The sequence below is a fragment of the Halovibrio variabilis genome (assembly GCF_007991175.1).
GTDB lineage: Bacteria > Pseudomonadota > Gammaproteobacteria > Pseudomonadales > Halomonadaceae > Vreelandella > Vreelandella variabilis.
This window is the reverse complement of record NZ_BJXV01000006.1, coordinates 93,354-110,725: the sequence shown is the minus strand read 5'-3', so window position 1 is coordinate 110,725 and position 17,372 is coordinate 93,354. Positions and strand designations below refer to the sequence as shown.

Here is a 17,372-nt window from a genome sequence, read left to right as displayed (position 1 = left end):
GCGGCGTATCCCCATATCAGGCTCACGAACTAACTTTATGCCTCTGCTGCTATGGCGCAGAGGCGAATGACTCAACGTGATCTATAAGGGCTAAGCGCATGACGACAGCTACCCACGAAACAGCCAACCACGAAGAAACGCTAGGCTTTCAGACGGAAGTTAAGCAGCTGCTGAATTTGATGATCAATTCCCTGTACTCGAACCGGGAAATTTTTCTACGCGAACTTATCTCGAATTCGGCGGATGCCTGCGACAAGCTGCGCTACGCGGCACTCGATAACGACGCGCTGTATGAAGGCGACAGCGAACTGCGTATCGAAATTGAGCATGATAAAGAGGCCAACACCATCACGTTACGTGATAACGGTGTGGGCATGAACCGCGAAGACGTCATCGCCAATTTAGGCACCATTGCCCGTTCGGGCACTGCCGAGTTTCTTAATCAGCTCTCCGGCGAGCAGCAAAAAGACGCTAAGCTGATCGGGCAGTTCGGCGTTGGCTTCTACTCGGGCTTTATTGTCGCTGATGAAATTGCGGTACGCACGCGCAAAGCGGGCACAGACGTTGCTGAAGGCGTTGAATGGCGCTCCAAAGGGGAGGGCGAGTTTACCGTTGCCGATATCGAGCGTGCCCAGCACGGCACCGAAATCACCCTGCATCTGAAAGACGACGCTAAAGAGTTTGCCGACGACTATCGCCTGCAGGGCCTGGTTCGTAAGTACTCGGATCACATCGAAGTGCCGGTGCGCATGCCGAAAACCGAAACGGCCAAGGATGACGAAGGCAACAGCATCGAAGGCAGTGAAGTGACCACCTGGGAAACCGTCAATGAGGCGACCGCGCTGTGGGCGCGCCCCAAGAGCGAGATTTCCGACGATGAGTACCAAGCGTTTTACAAGCACGTTGCCCACGATTTCTCTGACCCGCTGACCTGGAGCCACAACAAGGTAGAGGGCAAGCTTGAATACACCAGCCTGCTTTATGTGCCGGGTCGCGCGCCGTTTGACATGTTTGATCGCGATGGCTCGCGGGGCGTTAAACTTTACGTCCAGCGGGTCTTCATCATGGACGACGCTGAACAGTTCCTACCGCTCTATCTGCGCTTTATCAAAGGCGTGCTAGATACCCGCGAGCTATCGCTAAACGTTTCTCGCGAATTGCTTCAGCAGGACCCGAAGGTCGACAAGATCAAAGCGGCGCTTACCAAGCGCGGTTTGGACATGCTCAAGAAGCTCACTCAAGATAAAGAGCAGTATCAAGCGTTCTGGAACAGCTTCGGCAGCGTGCTCAAGGAAGGCCCCGGTGAAGATTCAGCTAACCGTGAAAAAATCGCTGGCCTGCTACGTTTTGCCTCAACTCACACCGATACGGCGGCCCAGGAGCATGGCTTAGCGGACTACGTTGAGCGCATGAAAGAAGGCCAGCAGAAGATTTACTATGTGGTAGCCGACAGCTTCAATGCGGCCAAGAGCAGCCCGCATCTGGAAATCTTCCGCAAAAAAGGCATCGAAGTGCTGCTGCTGTCGGATCGCATCGACGACTGGCTGATGAGCCATCTGACCGAGTTCGATGGCAAAACCTTCGCCGATGTGGCCAAAGGTGAGTTGGACCTGGGCGATGTAGAGGACGAAGAAGAGAAGAAGGCTCAGGAAGAGACGGCCAAAGCCAAAGAGGATCTGGTCAAGCGCGTTAAAGAGGCGCTGGACGGTGGTGTTCAAGACGTAAAAGTGACTCACCGCCTCACTGATTCGCCGGCCTGTGTGGTATTGCCGGAACACGAGATGGGCTATCAGATGCGCCGCATTATGGAAGCCGCCGGTCAGCCATTGCCTGAGGTGAAGCCGATTCTAGAGCTTAACCCCGAGCATGCCCTGGTCGCGCGTTTAGAAGGCGCAGAAGGCGATCTCTTCAACCAGCTTGCCTATATCCTGCTTGATCAAGCCATTATTGCTGAAGGCGGTCACCTCGATGATCCTGCCGCCTATGTTAAGCGTTTGAACAGCGTATTGACCGCTTAGTTTAGGTTTTATCGCTAGGGCACTATGCTTATCTGTGCCTAAGACGGCCCGTTTGGTTTCCCAAACGGGCCGTCTGTTTTGATGGGCCAACTTTGATAGACCAACCTTATTAGAACCCCGATTTGATGGGCTCGATTTGATAACCCCGATTTGATAAACCAAGTTTGTTAGACCAACTTTGATAAAGTAGCGATATACGTTCTGCAAGATTGATTAGGACATCCTTATGGCTGAGCAACAAACCAACGTCGCGGTACTGGGGGGCGGCAGCTTCGGTACGGCGCTAGCGAGTATTGCTGCCGATAACGGCGCCTGCGTTCGTCAGTGGATGCGTGACGAAACGCTGGTCACGCAAATCAACCGAGAGCATCGTAACGGGCGCTATTTGCCGCACTACGCAATGAATCCGGCCGTGGAAGCCTCAACGGATCTTCAAGCGGTGCTGGCCGATGCGGAGCTGGTGCTGATTGCGATTCCTTCAAAGGCGTTTCGCAGCGTCGTTCAGGCGGCGAAAGCCTGGCTGCGCCCTGAGCAGATACTGGTCAGTACCACCAAAGGTATTGAGCAGGACGGTTTTTTGCTGATGAGCCAGGTGCTTGAGCAGGAGACGGGTTATCACCATGTGGGGGTGATCGCAGGGCCTAACCTGGCCTCAGAAATTGCCGACAAACAGCTGACCGCTACCGTGATTGCCAGCGCCGACCCGCTAACGCGTACCCGGGTTCAGCAGGCGTTAGGCTGTGGTTACTTCCGCGTTTACGCCAGCGATGACCGGCACGGCGTTGAGCTTGCCGGTGCGCTGAAAAATATTTACGCCATCGCCGCGGGTATGGCGGCAGCACTGGGGATGGGCGAAAATACCCGCAGCATGTTAATGACCCGCGCCTTGGCGGAAATGAGCCGTTTTGCCGTTGCCCAAGGGGCTAATCCCATGACCTTTTTAGGCTTGGCGGGGGTAGGCGATTTAATTGTCACCTGTTCGTCGAATTTATCCCGCAACTATCGGGTCGGTTATGCCATGGGCGAAGGGCGTACGCTGGAAGAGGCCGTTGATGCGCTTGGTCAGGTCGCGGAAGGGGTTAATACCGTTAAACTTGTCTGCGCCAAAGCGCGTGAAATGGGCGTTTATATGCCCCTGGCAGAAGGCCTTTCCCACGTGCTGTTTGACGGCGTGGCGGCTAAGGAGATGGCGCGCACGCTAATGATGGGTGAACAGAGCAGCGACGTTGAGTTTATCCTGCCTCGTGAAGCCGTGCAGCAGGCGCATCGGGACCAGGCTCCTCACAACCCAGCGGCTAACAGCCACGCTCCTCAAAACCAAGCTCCTCAAAACCACGCTCCTCACAACAGTGGAGGCAGAAATGCCTGATGTGCTGATAATGCGCCACGGTGAAGCAGCGCCGGGGGCCCCCGATGCGGCACGTCGCTTAACATCGCACGGCGAACAGGAAGCCGAAAAAATGGCGCGTTGGCTGGTAAAGCGAGTGGTCGACGGCGAGCTGGCAATGCCAAGGCTTTACGCCAGCCCCTACGTGCGAGCGCAGCAAACCGCCCGGCAACTGTGCGATGCGCTGGGCTGTTCGCTTGAAACGCTGGCTATGATTACCCCGGATGACTCGCCCAATGCGGTGAGTGACTGGCTGCTTGAGCAGCCTGATGGCGCGCCGATTATGCTGGTCAGCCATATGCCGCTGGTGGGCGATCTGGCTGGACTGTTGGTCGAGGGTAGCCCTGCCCAGGGCATTGGTTTCCCTACCGCCGCTATCGCCGAGCTTGAGGCCGAGGTGTGGGCAGCAGGCTGTGCGCAGTTGAAGCGATTTACCCAGCCCAGCCAGCTGTCCTAGTTTAGATTTGTGCCATTAAAAAACGGCTGCCAAGGCAGCCGTTTTTTAGGTTTTACAGCAACGCGTCGAGCTTCTCTTTTAGTAAGCCGTTCACCTGCTGTGGATTGGCGGTGCCACGCGATGCTTTCATCACTTGGCCGACAAAGTAGCCGATCATTTTGCCCCGCTTTTCCGGCTCAGCGTCGCGGTACTGGGCAACCTGGGCGGGGCTATCGGCGATGACCTGATCAATCATCGCTTCAATGGCGCCGGTGTCGGTCACCTGCCTGAGCCCCTTGGCGTCAATGACCGCATCGGCGCTTTCGCCTTGGCCATTCCACAGCGCCTGAAAAACCTCTTTGGCGGCTTTGCCGTTAATGGTGTCGTCCAGCACCCGGCTGATCAGTTCGCCAAGCTGGCGCGCCGAAATTGGGCTATTGGCAATGCTCAGGCTTTCACGGTTAAGCGCCCCGGAAAGCTCACCCTGCACCCAGTTGGCGGCCTGCTTGGCGTCGCCGCATTCGTTATGCACCGCCTCAAAGAACTCGGCCATATCGCGGCTGGCGGAGATCACGTTGGCGTCATAAGCAGACAGGCCAAGCTCGTTCTTAAAGCGCGCACGCTTATCCGCCGGTAGTTCCGGCAACTGGCTGCGCAGGTGATCCAGGTAGGCCTGGTCGAGCACTACCGGCAGCAGGTCGGGGCAGGGGAAGTAACGGTAGTCGTTGGCTTCCTCCTTGGTGCGCATGCTGCGGGTTTCGTCGCGCTCAGGGTCGAACAGGCGTGTCTCCTGCACTACGCTGCCGCCATCTTCGATCAGCTCAATTTGCCGCTCGACCTCGAAGGCAATCGCGCGCTCGACAAAGCGAAACGAGTTAACGTTTTTAATCTCGGCGCGGGTGCCGAATACATCCAGCCCTTTGTGGCGTACCGAGACGTTGACATCGCAGCGCATTGAGCCTTCGGCCATATTGCCGTCGGAAATGCCCAGGTAGGTGACGATCGAGTGAATCGCCTTGAGATACGCGGCGGCTTCTTTGGCGTTGCGCATATCCGGCTCGGAGACGATTTCCAACAGTGGTGTGCCTGCCCGGTTCAAATCGATACCGGTCATGCCGTGAAAGTCTTCGTGCAACGACTTGCCGGCATCTTCTTCAAGATGGGCATGATGAATGCGGATACGCTTGGTACTGCCGTCTTCAAGCGTGATCTCAACGTCGCCCGGGCCGACGATGGGGTGATACATCTGAGTGGTCTGATAGCCTTTGGGTAGGTCGGGGTAAAAGTAATTCTTGCGGTCAAATACCGACACCTCGGCGATATCCGAATGCACCGCCAAACCAAACTGCACGGCCATGGCCACGGCCTGCTCATTAAGCACCGGCAACACGCCGGGTAGACCTAAATCCACCGCGCAGGCCTGGGTGTTTGGCTCCGCGCCAAACGCCGTTGACGCGCCGGAGAAAATCTTTGAATGCGTTGCGAGCTGAACGTGGACTTCAAGCCCAATCACGGTTTCCCATTGCATTAGGCGTACTCCTCGGCAAAGGCAGGGCGTTGTAAGTGCCAGTCGGTCGCTTGCTGAAACTGGTGCGCGACGTTAAGCAACTGCGCTTCGGCAAAGTGGGTGCCCAGAATCTGTAGGCCCACAGGGCGATTGCCGACAAAACCCGCCGGTACGCTGATGCCGGGGATGCCGGCCAGGTTGACCGCGATGGTGTAGATATCCTGCAGGTACATCGATACCGGGTCTTTTTTGGCGCCCAGGTCAAAGGCCGGCGTGGGCGAGGCGGGACCCATCAGTACATCGACGTCTTCAAAGGCGTCCAGAAAGTCTTGGCGGATCAGGCGACGCACCTGCTGGGCCTTGGTGTAGTAGGCGTCAAAGAAGCCTTCAGAGAGCGTGTGCGTGCCGATCAGGATGCGGCGTTTGACCTCTTCGCCAAAGCCTTCAGCCCGCGAGCGGGTGTAGAGGTCGATCAAATCGCTGGGGTTGTCGCAGCGGTGGCCAAAACGCACCCCGTCGTAGCGTGACAGGTTGGAAGACGCTTCCGCAGGGGCGATGACATAATAGGCCGGGATCGCGTAGTGGGTGTGCGGCAGGCTGACATCGCGCACCGTGGCGCCCAGGGATTCGTACACTTTCACCGCGTCGCGGACGGCTTTTTCGACTTCAGGGGCTAAGCCATCGCCAAAATACTCTTTGGGAAGGCCGATTTTAAGGCCCGAGAGCGGGGCATCAAGGCTTTCTACATAGTCGGGCACACCGCGGGCAACGCTGGTGGAGTCGCGGCCATCGTGGCCGGCAATCACGCCCAGCAGGTGAGCGCAATCTTCGGCGCTGCGTGCCATCGGCCCGGCTTGGTCAAGGCTGGAGGCGTAGGCAATGATGCCAAAGCGCGATACCCGGCCATAGGTGGGCTTTAACCCGGTGATGCCACAAAACGCCGCGGGCTGACGAATAGAACCCCCGGTATCGGTACCCATGGCGGCAGGTACTAAACCCGCCGCTACCGCCGCCGCACTGCCGCCTGAGCTGCCGCCGGGCACCGCAGTGAGATCCCAAGGGTTTTTGACCGGACCGTAATAGCTATTTTCGTTGGAGGAGCCCATGGCGAACTCATCCATATTGGTTTTGCCCAGGCTGATGGTGCCAGCGGCGCTGAGTTTTTCAACCACCGTGGCATCGTAGGGGGCGATAAAATTATCCAGCATTTTCGAGCCGCAGCTGGTTTTAACATCACGGGTACAGAAAATGTCTTTTAGCGCCAGAGGGATGCCCGCTAGCGTTCCCGCGGTGCCATTGGCTCGCGCATTGTCGGCTATTTCCGCCTGTTGAAGTGCCTGCTCAGCGGTCACGCTGATAAAGCTGTTCAGCTTGGTGTCAGCTTTTTCAATGCGCTGTAAATAATGCGCGGTCAGCTCGCGGCTGGAAAACTCGCCACTTTTTAGCGCCGCAGCGAGTTGCGTTAATGTTTTCTCATACATGACCCGAAAGCTCCGTTCAGGGGCGAAAAAAAGAACCGATGGGTGTGGCTCGGGTGAACTCGAAAGCGCGCTGATTCATTCAGCCCTATTCGACGACGCGCGGAACGAGATATAAGCCGTTTTCCACCGCCGGCGCGCAGCGCTGAAAAGCGTCGCGCTGATTGGCTTCGGTTACTTCATCGGCGCGCAGTCGCTGGGTCGCATCTAACGGATGGGAGAGCGGGGCAACGCCTTTAGTATCAAGGCTTTGCAGCTGATCAACCATATCCAGTATGCGGCTTAGGTCGTCGACGAAGCCACTGGCTTGGTCATCGCTGACGGCGAGTCGGGCCAGGTGAGCAGCCCGGCGCACATGAGAGTCTTCAAGCGCCATGATCGAGATTTCCTCGCAAACGTGATGGAACATATTCCACATTAAGCGGTATACATACCGACATCAAAGAAACGTCTTGTGTAGCAGACGTGGAAAATAGCCGCAAAAGGTACCACATCTTGGCCTCAACGGGCAGTGTTAGGCGCGACTCGTGCTTGCTGCCAGGGGGTTGCGGTGATACCGTTTGCATCCGCACAGGGTTCCCGGTCTGCACTAGGTAACAACATCCATGTTTAAACGTTTGAGGGGGCTGTTTTCCAGCGATCTATCGATCGATCTGGGTACGGCCAATACACTGATTTACGTACGCGGTCGCGGTATCGTGCTTGATGAGCCGTCCGTGGTTGCCATTCGCCAGTCAGGCAATATGCGCAGCGTTGCTGCGGTAGGCACCGATGCCAAGCGAATGTTAGGGCGTACGCCTGGCAACATTACCGCGATCCGTCCGATGAAGGATGGCGTTATCGCCGACTTCACCGTGACCGAGCAAATGCTCCAGCATTTTATCCGCAAAGTTCACCAAAGCACTTTCTTGACGCCGAGCCCACGTGTACTGGTGTGTGTGCCTTGCATGTCAACGCAGGTTGAACGCCGCGCAATTCGCGAGTCTGCCGAAGGTGCCGGTGCCCGCGAGGTGTTCTTGATAGAAGAGCCCATGGCGGCGGCAATTGGCGCAGGGCTTCCGGTTGAGGAAGCGCAGGGGTCGATGGTCGTGGATATTGGTGGTGGTACCACTGAAATCGCGATTATCTCACTCAATGGCGTGGTCTACTCCGAGTCCATTCGCGTAGGCGGCGACCGCTTCGACGAAGCCATTACCGCCTACGTGCGGCGCCACTACGGCAGCCTGATTGGCGAGGCAACGGCCGAGCGCATTAAAGAAGAGATTGGTTGTGCCTACCCCGGTGGCGAGCTGCGTGAAATTGACGTGCGCGGGCGCAACCTGGCCGAAGGCATTCCGCGTAGCTTTACGCTCAACTCCCACGAAACCTTGGAAGCTCTGCAGGAAACGCTGGGTTCCATTGTTGCCGCCGTGAAAAGTGCGCTAGAGCAATCGCCGCCTGAGCTGGCGTCCGATATCGCCGAGCGTGGCTTGGTGCTAACCGGCGGCGGCGCTTTACTGCGCGATCTGGATAAGCTGATTGCTGAAGAGACAGGGCTGCCGGTCATCGTTGCCGAAGACCCGTTGACCTGTGTCGCGCGCGGCGGTGGCAAGGCGTTGGAAATGATTGATCAACACACTTTTGAGTTACTGTCGAGCGACTAATCGCAGCGGTTAATTGCGGGGGGATTGCCTATTAAACCGCTGTTTTCGCACGGACCACTGCCGGGCTATCGGCTGTTTTTCTGCGTATTGGCCGCCAGTGTCTTGATGTTTGTCGACGAACATTTCACGCGCATGGAACAAGTGCGCGCGCAAATGTCGATGGTCGTTGCCCCCATTCAATGGGTCGTTAGCGTGCCTAGTGACTTATTGAACTGGGGGTCGCTGGCACTCTCGGATCAACAGGCCTTGGTGGACGAAAATCGCCGCCTGCGCGAGCAGATTCTCACCCTTTCTCATCGCGGCCAGCGGATGGCGAATCTGATAGCGGAAAATCAGCAACTGCGTGATTTACTAAAGGCCGCCGAGCGCCGAGAAATTCCGTCTATTACCGCTGAGCTGTTGTCGCTGGATAACGATCCTTTCAGCCATCAAATGGTGGTTAATCGCGGCCACCGCAACGGTGCTTACGTAGGCCAGCCGGTGATTGATGCGACTGGGCTAGTGGGGCAAATTATCGCGGTGTCGGCTTACTCCAGCCGTGTATTGCTATTGGCGGATGCCAGCCATGCGCTGCCGGTTCAATTGAACCGCAACGGGCTGCGCTTTATTGTCCAGGGGGCGGGGCGTTACAGCAGCGTTAATGTGATGCACGTGCCCGATACCGCCGATATCCGCGAGGGTGATTTGCTCACCACCTCGGGCTTGGCCGGGCGCTTTCCACCGGGTTATCCCGTTGCCCGCGTGACGGAAGTTTATCACGACCCAGGGCAGCCCTTTGCGCGGGTAACGGCTGAACCGATGGCACAGCTGCAACGTTCGCGTCACTTTTTGCTGCTTTTTCCGCCCCCGCAAGAGGAAGTGGATGAGCAGGCGTGGGATGAAACGTTGGATATCTCGGCAGAGGCATTGCGCTCTTCGCTTCAGCTCTCCGATTCTGACATATCTCTTAAAAGAGCTCTGGCCGTACAAAACGCATCATCTCAAGAGGTGCCCTGATGCCCCGCGCACCCGCTGTTCCGCTCTTGGTGGTTTGGTTTAGCCTTATTTTAGCGCTGTGCCTTCAAGTCATGCCGCTGGCCGATGGATGGCAAGTCTATCGACCTGAATGGCTGGGGCTTATGCTCATTTATTGGTGTATGCGTACCCCCGATAGAGTCGGCGTTTTCCACGGTTTTGTGCTGGGCATTCTGATGGATTTGATTGAAGGCACCGCGCTGGGACAGCATGCGCTCATTTATGCGTTATTAGCTTTCTTATGCGCCCTGGTTTATCCCCGTTTTCGGGCCTATTCGCTGGTACAGCAGTCGGCGCTCGTGCTGGTGTTGCTTGGCTTGATGCAGTTGGTCGCCCAGTGGCTACGCACCATTGTGGGCGATTTTTCGATTCATTTAGCCTTTTTGATTCCTGCATTGATCAGCGCCTTTCTATGGCCCTGGCTGGCGACCATGTTTCAGGCCCTTGAGCGTCGGTTGGTGGCCTCATGAGCGCGCCTGTGTTGTGCTTAGCGTCCGCCTCTCCGCGCCGAAAAGCCTTGCTGGCATCGATTGGTGTGCCGGTCGCGGTTCACCCTTGTGATATTGATGAGACCCCGCTGGTCGATGAGCCTGCCGATGCCTATGTGCATCGTTTAGCCGTCGCCAAAGCCGAGGCCGCCGCTCCATTAACTGACCTACCTACCCTAGGTTCAGATACCGCCGTCGTCGTTAATGGGCGTATTCTAGGCAAACCCGGGGGTTTTGATGAGGGCGCAGCAATGCTGCGGCTGCTTTCGGGAAGGCAGCATGAGGTGCTTACCGCCGTGGCGGTGAAGGGGCCTGAAGGCATGCTTTCCTGCTGCGTGGCTACCCAGGTCACCATGCGTGATATCGACGCACAGGAAATTGCCGACTACTGGCGGACTGGCGAGCCCGTCGATAAGGCCGGTGGCTATGCCATACAGGGATTTGCCGCCATATTTGTACAACAGATTCACGGCAGTCACTCTGCAGTGGTAGGGCTACCACTGTTTGAGACGACGCACTTGCTGCGCCGACAGGGGGTTCCTATCTGGCAGCGCGTCTAAGTCTTTGGATGAAAGGCATCGACGCCTGTAACGCTGGCAAGGAATACGTCAACCAATAAGGATTTTCGCATGAGCGGTGAAGTTCTCATCAATTTAACACCCATGGAAACCCGCGTTGCGCTGGTGGAAAATGGCGTGTTGCAAGAGGCACTGATCGAACGTTCCCGTCGGCGCGGCATCGTAGGCAATATCTACAAAGGCAAAGTGGTTCGTGTACTGCCTGGCATGCAGGCTGCCTTTGTCGATATTGGCTTAGAGCGTGCGGCATTTATTCATGCTCACGAAGTCATGCCGCCAAGCACGCCGCCCGATGAGCAGCAAACCATCGGCCAACTGCTTCACGAGGGCCAGGCACTGGTCGTGCAAGCCACCAAAGACCCTATCGGTAGCAAAGGGGCACGCTTAACCACCCACTTATCGATTCCTTCCCGCTATTTGGTGTATATGCCCGAATCGCCGCACCACGGCGTTTCTCAGCGCATCGAAGACGAGCGCGAACGCGAGCGTTTAAAAGCCCTGCTGGATAGCAGCCTGGCGGAACAGACGCTGGAAGTGACGGGTGGGTTTATTGTCCGCACGGCGGCGGAAGGCGTTGGCGACGAAGAGCTGAAAGGTGATATGCACTTTCTGCTGCGGCTATGGCGCAAAGTGAGCGAGCGCAAAGTGACCGCGACGCCGCAAAGCGTGATTTATGATGACCTGCCGCTGTTTATACGTACGCTACGCGATGTGATGCGCGACGATATCGAAAAAGTGCGCATCGACTCGCGGGAGAATTTTGTCAAGCTGGTCGAATTTGCTGAAGAATTTATGCCCGACGCGGTTGACCGCATCGAGTATTATCCCGGCGAGCGGCCTATCTTTGATCTGTATAGCGTCGAAGACGAGATTCAAAAAGCCCTGGGGCGTAAGGTGCAGCTGAAATCGGGTGGGTACCTGGTGATTGACCCCACCGAGGCCATGACCACTATCGATGTTAATACCGGTGGTTATGTCGGCCATCGCAACCTTGAAGAGACCATCTTCAAAACCAACCTTGAGGCCGCCACGGCGATTGCCCGCCAGCTTAGGTTGCGTAACCTGGGCGGCATTATCATTATCGACTTTATTGATATGGCCGATGTGGAGCATCAACGGCAAGTATTGCGCGTGCTGGAAAAAGCCTTGGAGCGCGATCACGCCAAAACCAAGTGCACCGGCGTGACCGAGTTGGGCCTTGTTCAGCTCACCCGTAAGCGTACCCGGGAGAGCTTAGAGCAAACGCTCTGCGAAGCGTGCCCTACTTGCAGCGGGCGGGGGACGCTTAAAACCCCTGAAACGATTTGCTACGAAATTTTTCGCGAGATTCTACGCGAAGAAAGGGCTTACAGTGCTGAGACTTACATGGTGCTAGCGTCGCAGTCTGTGGTTGATCGTTTGTTGGATGAAGAATCAGCGGCGGTGGCCGACCTGGAAACGTTTATTAATAAAACCATTCGTTTTCAGGTTGAGCAGCACTATTCCCAAGAGCAATACGACATCGTACTGATGTAAGCCATGGCAACTCGTTCGCTGGTGCGTTGGAGTTGGCTAATCGCTGCCTGGTTGTTGGGCAGTGTCGCAGTACTGCTGCTACTGTTCCGCTTGGTGATTAGCCAATCCAACGCCCTCACCCCCCATATCGAAGCGCTGCTTGAGGCGCGGATCGGCGCGCCAGTGACAATTGAGCGCTTATCGCTTTCGCTTGCCCGTAATGACCTGCTATTACGCCTGGAAGGGGTCAACGCGGAAACCGCCGATGGCCAGGCGCTGTTTGGGTTGGACCGCATGGCGCTGCGTTTGGATACCTGGGCGTCGCTTGTCAATCGGGCGCCTATTTTTAGCGATGCACGGATTAGCGGTACCGCGTTTCATCTCTATCAAGGCAGCGGCATGGCTTGGCAATGGCCTGAACCCGCCGAATTGCCGCTGCTGGCGACGGAGCCCGACGTGGACCTGACCGCTATTGATGACTGGACGGGCTTGATTTTACGCCAGCGCCTATGGGCTAACGACACCCGCGTAGTGCTCCACGGCCAGCACAATACCGTGATGTTGTATGCCCAAACCTTATTGCTGTCGGGCGATGAGCGGCGCACGCGCTTAGAAGGGGCCATTAATATCGCCGAATCGCTCGAGCAAGCCCGCGAGCAGGCGCTGCCTGCGGCGGAAATGAAGGTTGAGATGCAACCTGGGCAGCATGGCTTTAGGGACTTTTCGGCTGCCTTGCAGTTGGATATCCAGCTTGACCAGTTAGTGGTGCTGGCCGATATGTTCCGGCCTGATCATGCGGCCTATTTAGAGCAGGCCGGTGGCAGTGCACGGCTTTGGGGGCGATGGCGCTCAGCCCGCCTTGACGAAGCGCGTATGGCGGTTGATATTCCCCAGCTAACGCTGCGCCATCAAGTGCAGTACGCGGTGTTAACAGATATTGAGGCCAACGGCTTGTGGCAGCGCGACGGTGAAGGCGGCGAAGCCTGGCTAAGCGGCGATGCCGATAGCGTCGAATGGGCGCAGCCCGCTGGGGGCAACGTTGGGCCCGCGTTACCGCGCCACTGGCACGCGACCCATCAGCCGGGAAACTGGGAAATGCGCACCAGTGCCTTTGAATTGGCATCGCTTACCGCCTGGCGCGACTATGTGCTGCTACCCGAGTCGGTGACACGGGTCTTACAGACGCTAGCACCTCGCGGGCAGGTTCAGGGGTTGCACGTGGGGCAGCAAGATGGTCACTGGGGCGTCAATGCGGCGATAACCGGTTTGGAAGTGTCGCCTTGGCAGCAGGCGCCAGGGGGAGGCCCGTTGGACGCCTGGGTACAGGCGCGGGATTTACGGGGCCGCGTGCTGTTTAGCAGCAATGGCGACAGCACCCTCTACTTCCCGCAATTTTTTGCCGTGCCCATGCAGCTGCGGCGCGCCGCAGGGGAAGTTGAATGGGTGTATGACGGCCCCAATACCATGGTGAGCGGCAAACGACTCAGCGCTGACTGGGACGGCGCGCAGGTGTCAGGGGGGTTCGGTTTAGTGGCGGGTAACCAGCGAGGGCATTTAGGCTTAGACCTTGAATTTAGCGACGTCGATGCACTAGAACGCCCGCTGGCCCAGTGGCTGCCGTTAAAGGTGATAGACGACGAGCTGCGTGAATGGCTGCTCAATGATATTGGCGGTTATGTCAGCGATGGCTCTTTGCAGCTCAGCCAGCCGTTAGGCAGCGGCGCCACCGCCGACGATTTGACCGCAACGCTGGCGTTGGCGATTACCCAGGGACATTTGCCGATTGCCCCAGGCTGGCCGCGCCTCGATGAGGTTGAAGGCCGCCTGAAATGGCAGAACAGAGTGCTAAAAGCCGAGATAGACCATGCGCAAAGCCATGGCATTACCGCTTCCCAGGGCGCGCTGGTGATGGCGGATGAAACGCTTAATCTGTCTGGACAGCTAGCGGGCGACGGCGCCTCGCTAAGGTCTTTTTTACAGGCAATGCCCGATGTTGACCTTTCGCCACTTAGTGATTTGCGGCTAACGGGCGACGTTAATGGCGACATATCGCTGGCGTTGCCATTGGAAGCCCCCGAGGCTCTGCAGTTGGAAGTCAATGCGCGGCCGCGTTTTTCTGAGGTGGTCTATCTGCCGCTGGATCTAGCCCTTCGGTCGGTAGAGGGCGACCTAGCCTGGCTGCAGAACGGTGAGCGTGGTGGGTTAGTGGGCAGTGCCAGTGGCCGACTGTTGGGGGGCGAGATTAATGCGGATATTGATACACTGCGCGATCACATACGGCTACGGGGCAATGTCGCCACCGGCGCGCTTTTCGGCCTGGCTGGGTTAGACGCTAGCCAAGGGCGCCTGCCGCTGGAAGGCCAGCTGCAGTGGCAAGGCGATGTCGACCTACTGCCCACGCCTTCCCTGCGACTGGAGAGTCGTTTGCTGGGGGTCACCAGCCATTTGCCCGACCCCTTTGCCAAATCGGCGCAGCAGCCATGGCCTTGGGTCTTGACGGCGGATATCGCCGCTGGGCGTATTGAGAGTCAACTGGCTAATATTGCCTCTGCCCGACTCCAGCAGCGCGATGGCGCTTTCGCCGGGGCGCTCACGTTAGGCAGCCAAGCGCAGCGTTTGCCCGCCTGGCCCGCCCAGCCGGGGATTAGCCTCGATGCGGCTGTGCCGCGCTTGGACCCGCTAGCCTGGCAGCAGGCGATTAAGCCGCTAATGGCGGCAGGTGTACCATCACAGGGCAGCGAGGGCCAAATGCCGCTAGCGGTGTCACTAACCACCCCCTGCGTGGTTTACCAAAACGCGTGCTTGGGCAGTCTTGGCGCGACCGGCGACATTAACCCCGGCCTGATTGATATGGCGCTAAGCGGTAATTTGCTCACCGGGCGATTAAACTACGATGTTCAATCACCGCAGCCGTTGGACATGACCATTGAAGCATTGGGGCTTGATCGCCTGCTGCGGTTAGCCAACGTGGCGTATGACAGCGACGCGCCAGCCCCCGACTCCTGGCTAGAATCGGTCGAAACCCAGCGCGAGGCGCCGGCGACAATGCCTAATTGGCTGGCCGATGTGCCCGACGGGCGCCTGCGGATAGCCGAAATTGCCATGGGCCAGCGCCGCTTTGGGCCCTTAACCGCGTATTGGCAAACCAGCGGGCAACGCTTTTCGTTGACCCCGGTGGGGCTGACCATCGGAGAGCTCTCCGCGCGGGGTGAGCTATACTGGGAGGGGAATTTGGCAACCAGTCATACCCGCGCGAATATATCCATTCTAGGCGGGGATCTAGGCACGGCGCTGGAGCGCCTTGAGCAACCCGTGGTCATGCGCAGCCGCAGCACCGATGTGGATGCCGATCTCGACTGGCCGGGCGCCCCCTGGCAGTTGGATTTAAGCCGCGCCGACGGCTCTATTCGTACCGATATTCGCGATGGGCGCTTTTTAACCCTGGAGTCCGCACCGGCACGGTTAATTGGCCTACTGAATTTCGATAATATTTTACGCCGCCTACGCCTAGACTTTTCCGATGTCACCGGGCGAGGAACGGCATTCGACCGGGTCAAGGGTATTGCGGACGTGACCGGTGGACGATTGACGCTACGTGGCCCATTGCAAATTGACGCCCCGGCCACCACTCTAACGCTTACCGGCAGCGCAGACCTTGTTTCGCGTGAACTCGACCAACGGCTTGGCGTCACACTGCCAGTGACGCAGAGTTTGCCTATCGCGGCGATTGCCGTTGGTGCGCCCATTGTGGGCGGCGCGCTGTTCATCGCCGACCAGCTGTTTGGCGACGCGCTAGATCGCGCCACGACACTCCATTATCGCGTGCGAGGCCCTTGGACCTCGCCGCAGGTTACTTTAGAAGGCCCCCAATGACCGCATATAAAAGTGATGTAGATACGGCTGCTGCCATTTTGTTAACCCCCGGTGGACTGGATTTAGACGCGCTAGAAACCGGCTTGGACTACGCCATGGGCGCGGGCATTGATTACGCCGATCTCTACTTCCAGCGTACCTGGCAGGAAGGCTGGGTACTCGAAGATGGCGAGGTCAAAGAGGCCAGCTATAACATCGACGGCGGTGTCGGCGTACGCTCTCTCGCCGGTGAAAAAACCGGCTTTGCCTACTCCAACCAAATTACTGCCGATGCGCTTATCGATACCGGCCGCACCGCAGCGGGTATTGTGCGCAGTGGCAAGCGCTTGCCGGGGCAAGTGGTTCACTCGGTGTCTGCGCTATCACGCTATGTCGGGGTTGATCCGTTGGCGGGGCTAAGCGCGGATGAGAAAGTCGCCATGCTCCAACAGGCCGACCGCGTGGCGCGCGCCGCAGACCCCAGTATCAGCCAGGTGAGCGCTTCTTTATCAGGCACCTATGAGGTGGTGCTGGTGCGCGCCAGCGATGGCACGCTAGCGGCGGATATTCGCCCCCTGGTGCGTTTTAATGTCAGCGTGATCGCGGTTAAAAATGGCCGCCGTGAGCGCGGCAGCGCCGGCGGTGGTGGCCGTTATTCGATGGCTCGACTACGCGATGAAAATGTCGCGGAGCAGTATGCCAAAGAAGCCGTACGCCAAGCGTTGGTTAATCTTGAAGCCATTGATGCGCCTGCTGGGCAAATGCCGGTGGTGCTAGCGTCCGGGTGGCCGGGGATTTTGCTCCATGAGGCGGTGGGCCATGGTCTGGAAGGCGATTTCAACCGTAAGGGCAGTTCCGCTTTTGCCGGGCAGATGGGCCAGCGGGTCGCCGCTAAAGGGGTGACCGTCGTGGATGATGCCACCTTGGCAGATTGCCGTGGCTCCATGAGCGTGGACGACGAGGGCACGCCGGGCCAATACACGCCGTTGATCGAAGACGGCATTTTAACCGGCTACATGCAGGACAAGCTCAATGCGCGCTTGATGGGCATGGCGCCCACTGGTAATGCCCGCCGTGAGTCGTTTGCCCACTTACCGATGCCACGCATGACCAATACCGTTATGCTCGCCGGGCAAGACGAGCCCAGCGATATTATCAAAAGCGTTAAGCGCGGCATTTACGCAGTGAGCTTTGGCGGCGGACAGGTAGACATTACGTCTGGCAAGTTCGTGTTTTCTGCCAGCGAAGCCTACCTGATTGAAGACGGTAAAGTGACCGCGCCAGTGAAAGGCGCCACGCTGATTGGCAACGGGCCGGAAGCGATGGGGCGGGTATCCATGATTGGTCACGATATGGCGCTGGATACCGGGATTGGCGTGTGCGGTAAAGAGGGGCAGGGCGTGCCGGTGGGTGTCGGTCAGCCCACCCTGAAACTGGATGAACTGACCGTCGGCGGCACGCAATCTTAAAGAACGGT

13 protein-coding genes are annotated in these 17,372 nt (G+C 57.8%); 10 read left to right on the top strand and 3 right to left on the bottom strand.

The genetic code is table 11. The annotated features are described in order from the left end of the window. Window positions 1-98: 98 nt before the first annotated feature. The 3 genes from htpG (at window position 99) to sixA (ending at window position 3,862) form a co-directional block, all read left to right on the top strand. Entirely contained in the window at window positions 99-2,018 is a 1,920-nt protein-coding gene (htpG, locus tag HVA01_RS06270; protein WP_146874017.1) for a molecular chaperone HtpG, read from the top strand. A gap of 226 nt (window positions 2,019-2,244) precedes the next feature. Continuing rightward, complete coding sequence (locus HVA01_RS06265; RefSeq protein ID WP_246129502.1) at window positions 2,245-3,387, top strand: NAD(P)H-dependent glycerol-3-phosphate dehydrogenase; 1,143 nt, start codon at window positions 2,245-2,247, stop codon at window positions 3,385-3,387. Continuing rightward, the gene (gene sixA, locus HVA01_RS06260) at window positions 3,380-3,862 is read left to right on the top strand and encodes a phosphohistidine phosphatase SixA (RefSeq protein ID WP_146874015.1); all 483 of its coding nucleotides are present in this window, start codon (window positions 3,380-3,382) and stop codon (window positions 3,860-3,862) included. The genes HVA01_RS06265 and sixA overlap by 8 nt, the downstream gene beginning before the upstream one ends. 52 nt (window positions 3,863-3,914) lie before the next feature. On the opposite strand, the gene gatB is transcribed toward sixA, so the two are convergent. From gatB to gatC, 3 genes are all read right to left on the bottom strand, one after another. Beyond that, the gene (gene gatB / locus HVA01_RS06255) at window positions 3,915-5,369 is read right to left on the bottom strand and encodes an Asp-tRNA(Asn)/Glu-tRNA(Gln) amidotransferase subunit GatB (RefSeq protein WP_146874013.1); all 1,455 of its coding nucleotides are present in this window, start codon (window positions 5,367-5,369) and stop codon (window positions 3,915-3,917) included. Beyond that, window positions 5,369-6,829 carry an Asp-tRNA(Asn)/Glu-tRNA(Gln) amidotransferase subunit GatA gene (gatA, locus tag HVA01_RS06250; protein ID WP_146874011.1) on the bottom strand — a complete coding sequence of 487 codons (1,461 nt, stop codon included), beginning with the start codon at window positions 6,827-6,829 and terminating at the stop codon, window positions 5,369-5,371. The genes gatB and gatA overlap by 1 nt, the downstream gene beginning before the upstream one ends. Window positions 6,830-6,914: 85 nt before the next feature. Continuing rightward, on the bottom strand, window positions 6,915-7,202 hold the full coding sequence (gatC, locus tag HVA01_RS06245; protein WP_146874009.1) for an Asp-tRNA(Asn)/Glu-tRNA(Gln) amidotransferase subunit GatC: 288 nt from the start codon (window positions 7,200-7,202) through the stop codon (window positions 6,915-6,917). A gap of 229 nt (window positions 7,203-7,431) precedes the next feature. Here gatC and HVA01_RS06240 point away from each other — a divergent pair, with 229 nt between their 5' ends. From HVA01_RS06240 to tldD, 7 genes are all read left to right on the top strand, one after another. Beyond that, window positions 7,432-8,469 (top strand): rod shape-determining protein, encoded by a 1,038-nt coding sequence (locus HVA01_RS06240; protein WP_146874007.1) that lies wholly within the window; start codon window positions 7,432-7,434, stop codon window positions 8,467-8,469. Window positions 8,470-8,493: 24 nt separating this feature from the next. After that, entirely contained in the window at window positions 8,494-9,465 is a 972-nt protein-coding gene (gene mreC, locus HVA01_RS06235) for a rod shape-determining protein MreC (protein ID WP_146874004.1), read from the top strand. Continuing rightward, window positions 9,465-9,953, top strand: coding sequence for a rod shape-determining protein MreD (gene mreD, locus HVA01_RS06230; protein ID WP_146874002.1), 489 nt, complete (start codon window positions 9,465-9,467; stop codon window positions 9,951-9,953). The genes mreC and mreD overlap by 1 nt, the downstream gene beginning before the upstream one ends. Beyond that, the gene (locus HVA01_RS06225) at window positions 9,950-10,531 is read left to right on the top strand and encodes a Maf family protein (protein ID WP_146874000.1); all 582 of its coding nucleotides are present in this window, start codon (window positions 9,950-9,952) and stop codon (window positions 10,529-10,531) included. The genes mreD and HVA01_RS06225 overlap by 4 nt, the downstream gene beginning before the upstream one ends. Window positions 10,532-10,600: 69 nt before the next feature. After that, the gene (gene rng / locus HVA01_RS06220; protein ID WP_146873998.1) at window positions 10,601-12,064 is read left to right on the top strand and encodes a ribonuclease G; all 1,464 of its coding nucleotides are present in this window, start codon (window positions 10,601-10,603) and stop codon (window positions 12,062-12,064) included. Window positions 12,065-12,067: 3 nt separating this feature from the next. After that, complete coding sequence (locus HVA01_RS06215; RefSeq protein ID WP_146873996.1) at window positions 12,068-15,916, top strand: YhdP family phospholipid transporter; 3,849 nt, start codon at window positions 12,068-12,070, stop codon at window positions 15,914-15,916. Further along, entirely contained in the window at window positions 15,913-17,364 is a 1,452-nt protein-coding gene (gene tldD / locus HVA01_RS06210; RefSeq protein ID WP_146873994.1) for a metalloprotease TldD, read from the top strand. The genes HVA01_RS06215 and tldD overlap by 4 nt, the downstream gene beginning before the upstream one ends. Window positions 17,365-17,372: the final 8 nt, after the last annotated feature.

What these genes read in the sequence shown, in the direction of transcription:
- HVA01_RS06240 (WP_146874007.1), top strand. Translation starts at nt 7,432, where the DNA reads ATGTTTAAACGTTTGAGGGGGCTGTTTTCCAGCGATCTATCGATCGAT.
- tldD (WP_146873994.1), top strand. Translation starts at nt 15,913, where the DNA reads ATGACCGCATATAAAAGTGATGTAGATACGGCTGCTGCCATTTTGTTA.
- HVA01_RS06225 (WP_146874000.1), top strand. Translation starts at nt 9,950, where the DNA reads ATGAGCGCGCCTGTGTTGTGCTTAGCGTCCGCCTCTCCGCGCCGAAAA.
- gatB (WP_146874013.1), bottom strand. Translation starts at nt 5,369, where the DNA reads ATGCAATGGGAAACCGTGATTGGGCTTGAAGTCCACGTTCAGCTCGCA.
- htpG (WP_146874017.1), top strand. Translation starts at nt 99, where the DNA reads ATGACGACAGCTACCCACGAAACAGCCAACCACGAAGAAACGCTAGGC.
- gatA (WP_146874011.1), bottom strand. Translation starts at nt 6,829, where the DNA reads ATGTATGAGAAAACATTAACGCAACTCGCTGCGGCGCTAAAAAGTGGC.
- rng (WP_146873998.1), top strand. Translation starts at nt 10,601, where the DNA reads ATGAGCGGTGAAGTTCTCATCAATTTAACACCCATGGAAACCCGCGTT.
- HVA01_RS06215 (WP_146873996.1), top strand. Translation starts at nt 12,068, where the DNA reads ATGGCAACTCGTTCGCTGGTGCGTTGGAGTTGGCTAATCGCTGCCTGG.
- gatC (WP_146874009.1), bottom strand. Translation starts at nt 7,202, where the DNA reads ATGGCGCTTGAAGACTCTCATGTGCGCCGGGCTGCTCACCTGGCCCGA.
- sixA (WP_146874015.1), top strand. Translation starts at nt 3,380, where the DNA reads ATGCCTGATGTGCTGATAATGCGCCACGGTGAAGCAGCGCCGGGGGCC.
- HVA01_RS06265 (WP_246129502.1), top strand. Translation starts at nt 2,245, where the DNA reads ATGGCTGAGCAACAAACCAACGTCGCGGTACTGGGGGGCGGCAGCTTC.
- mreD (WP_146874002.1), top strand. Translation starts at nt 9,465, where the DNA reads ATGCCCCGCGCACCCGCTGTTCCGCTCTTGGTGGTTTGGTTTAGCCTT.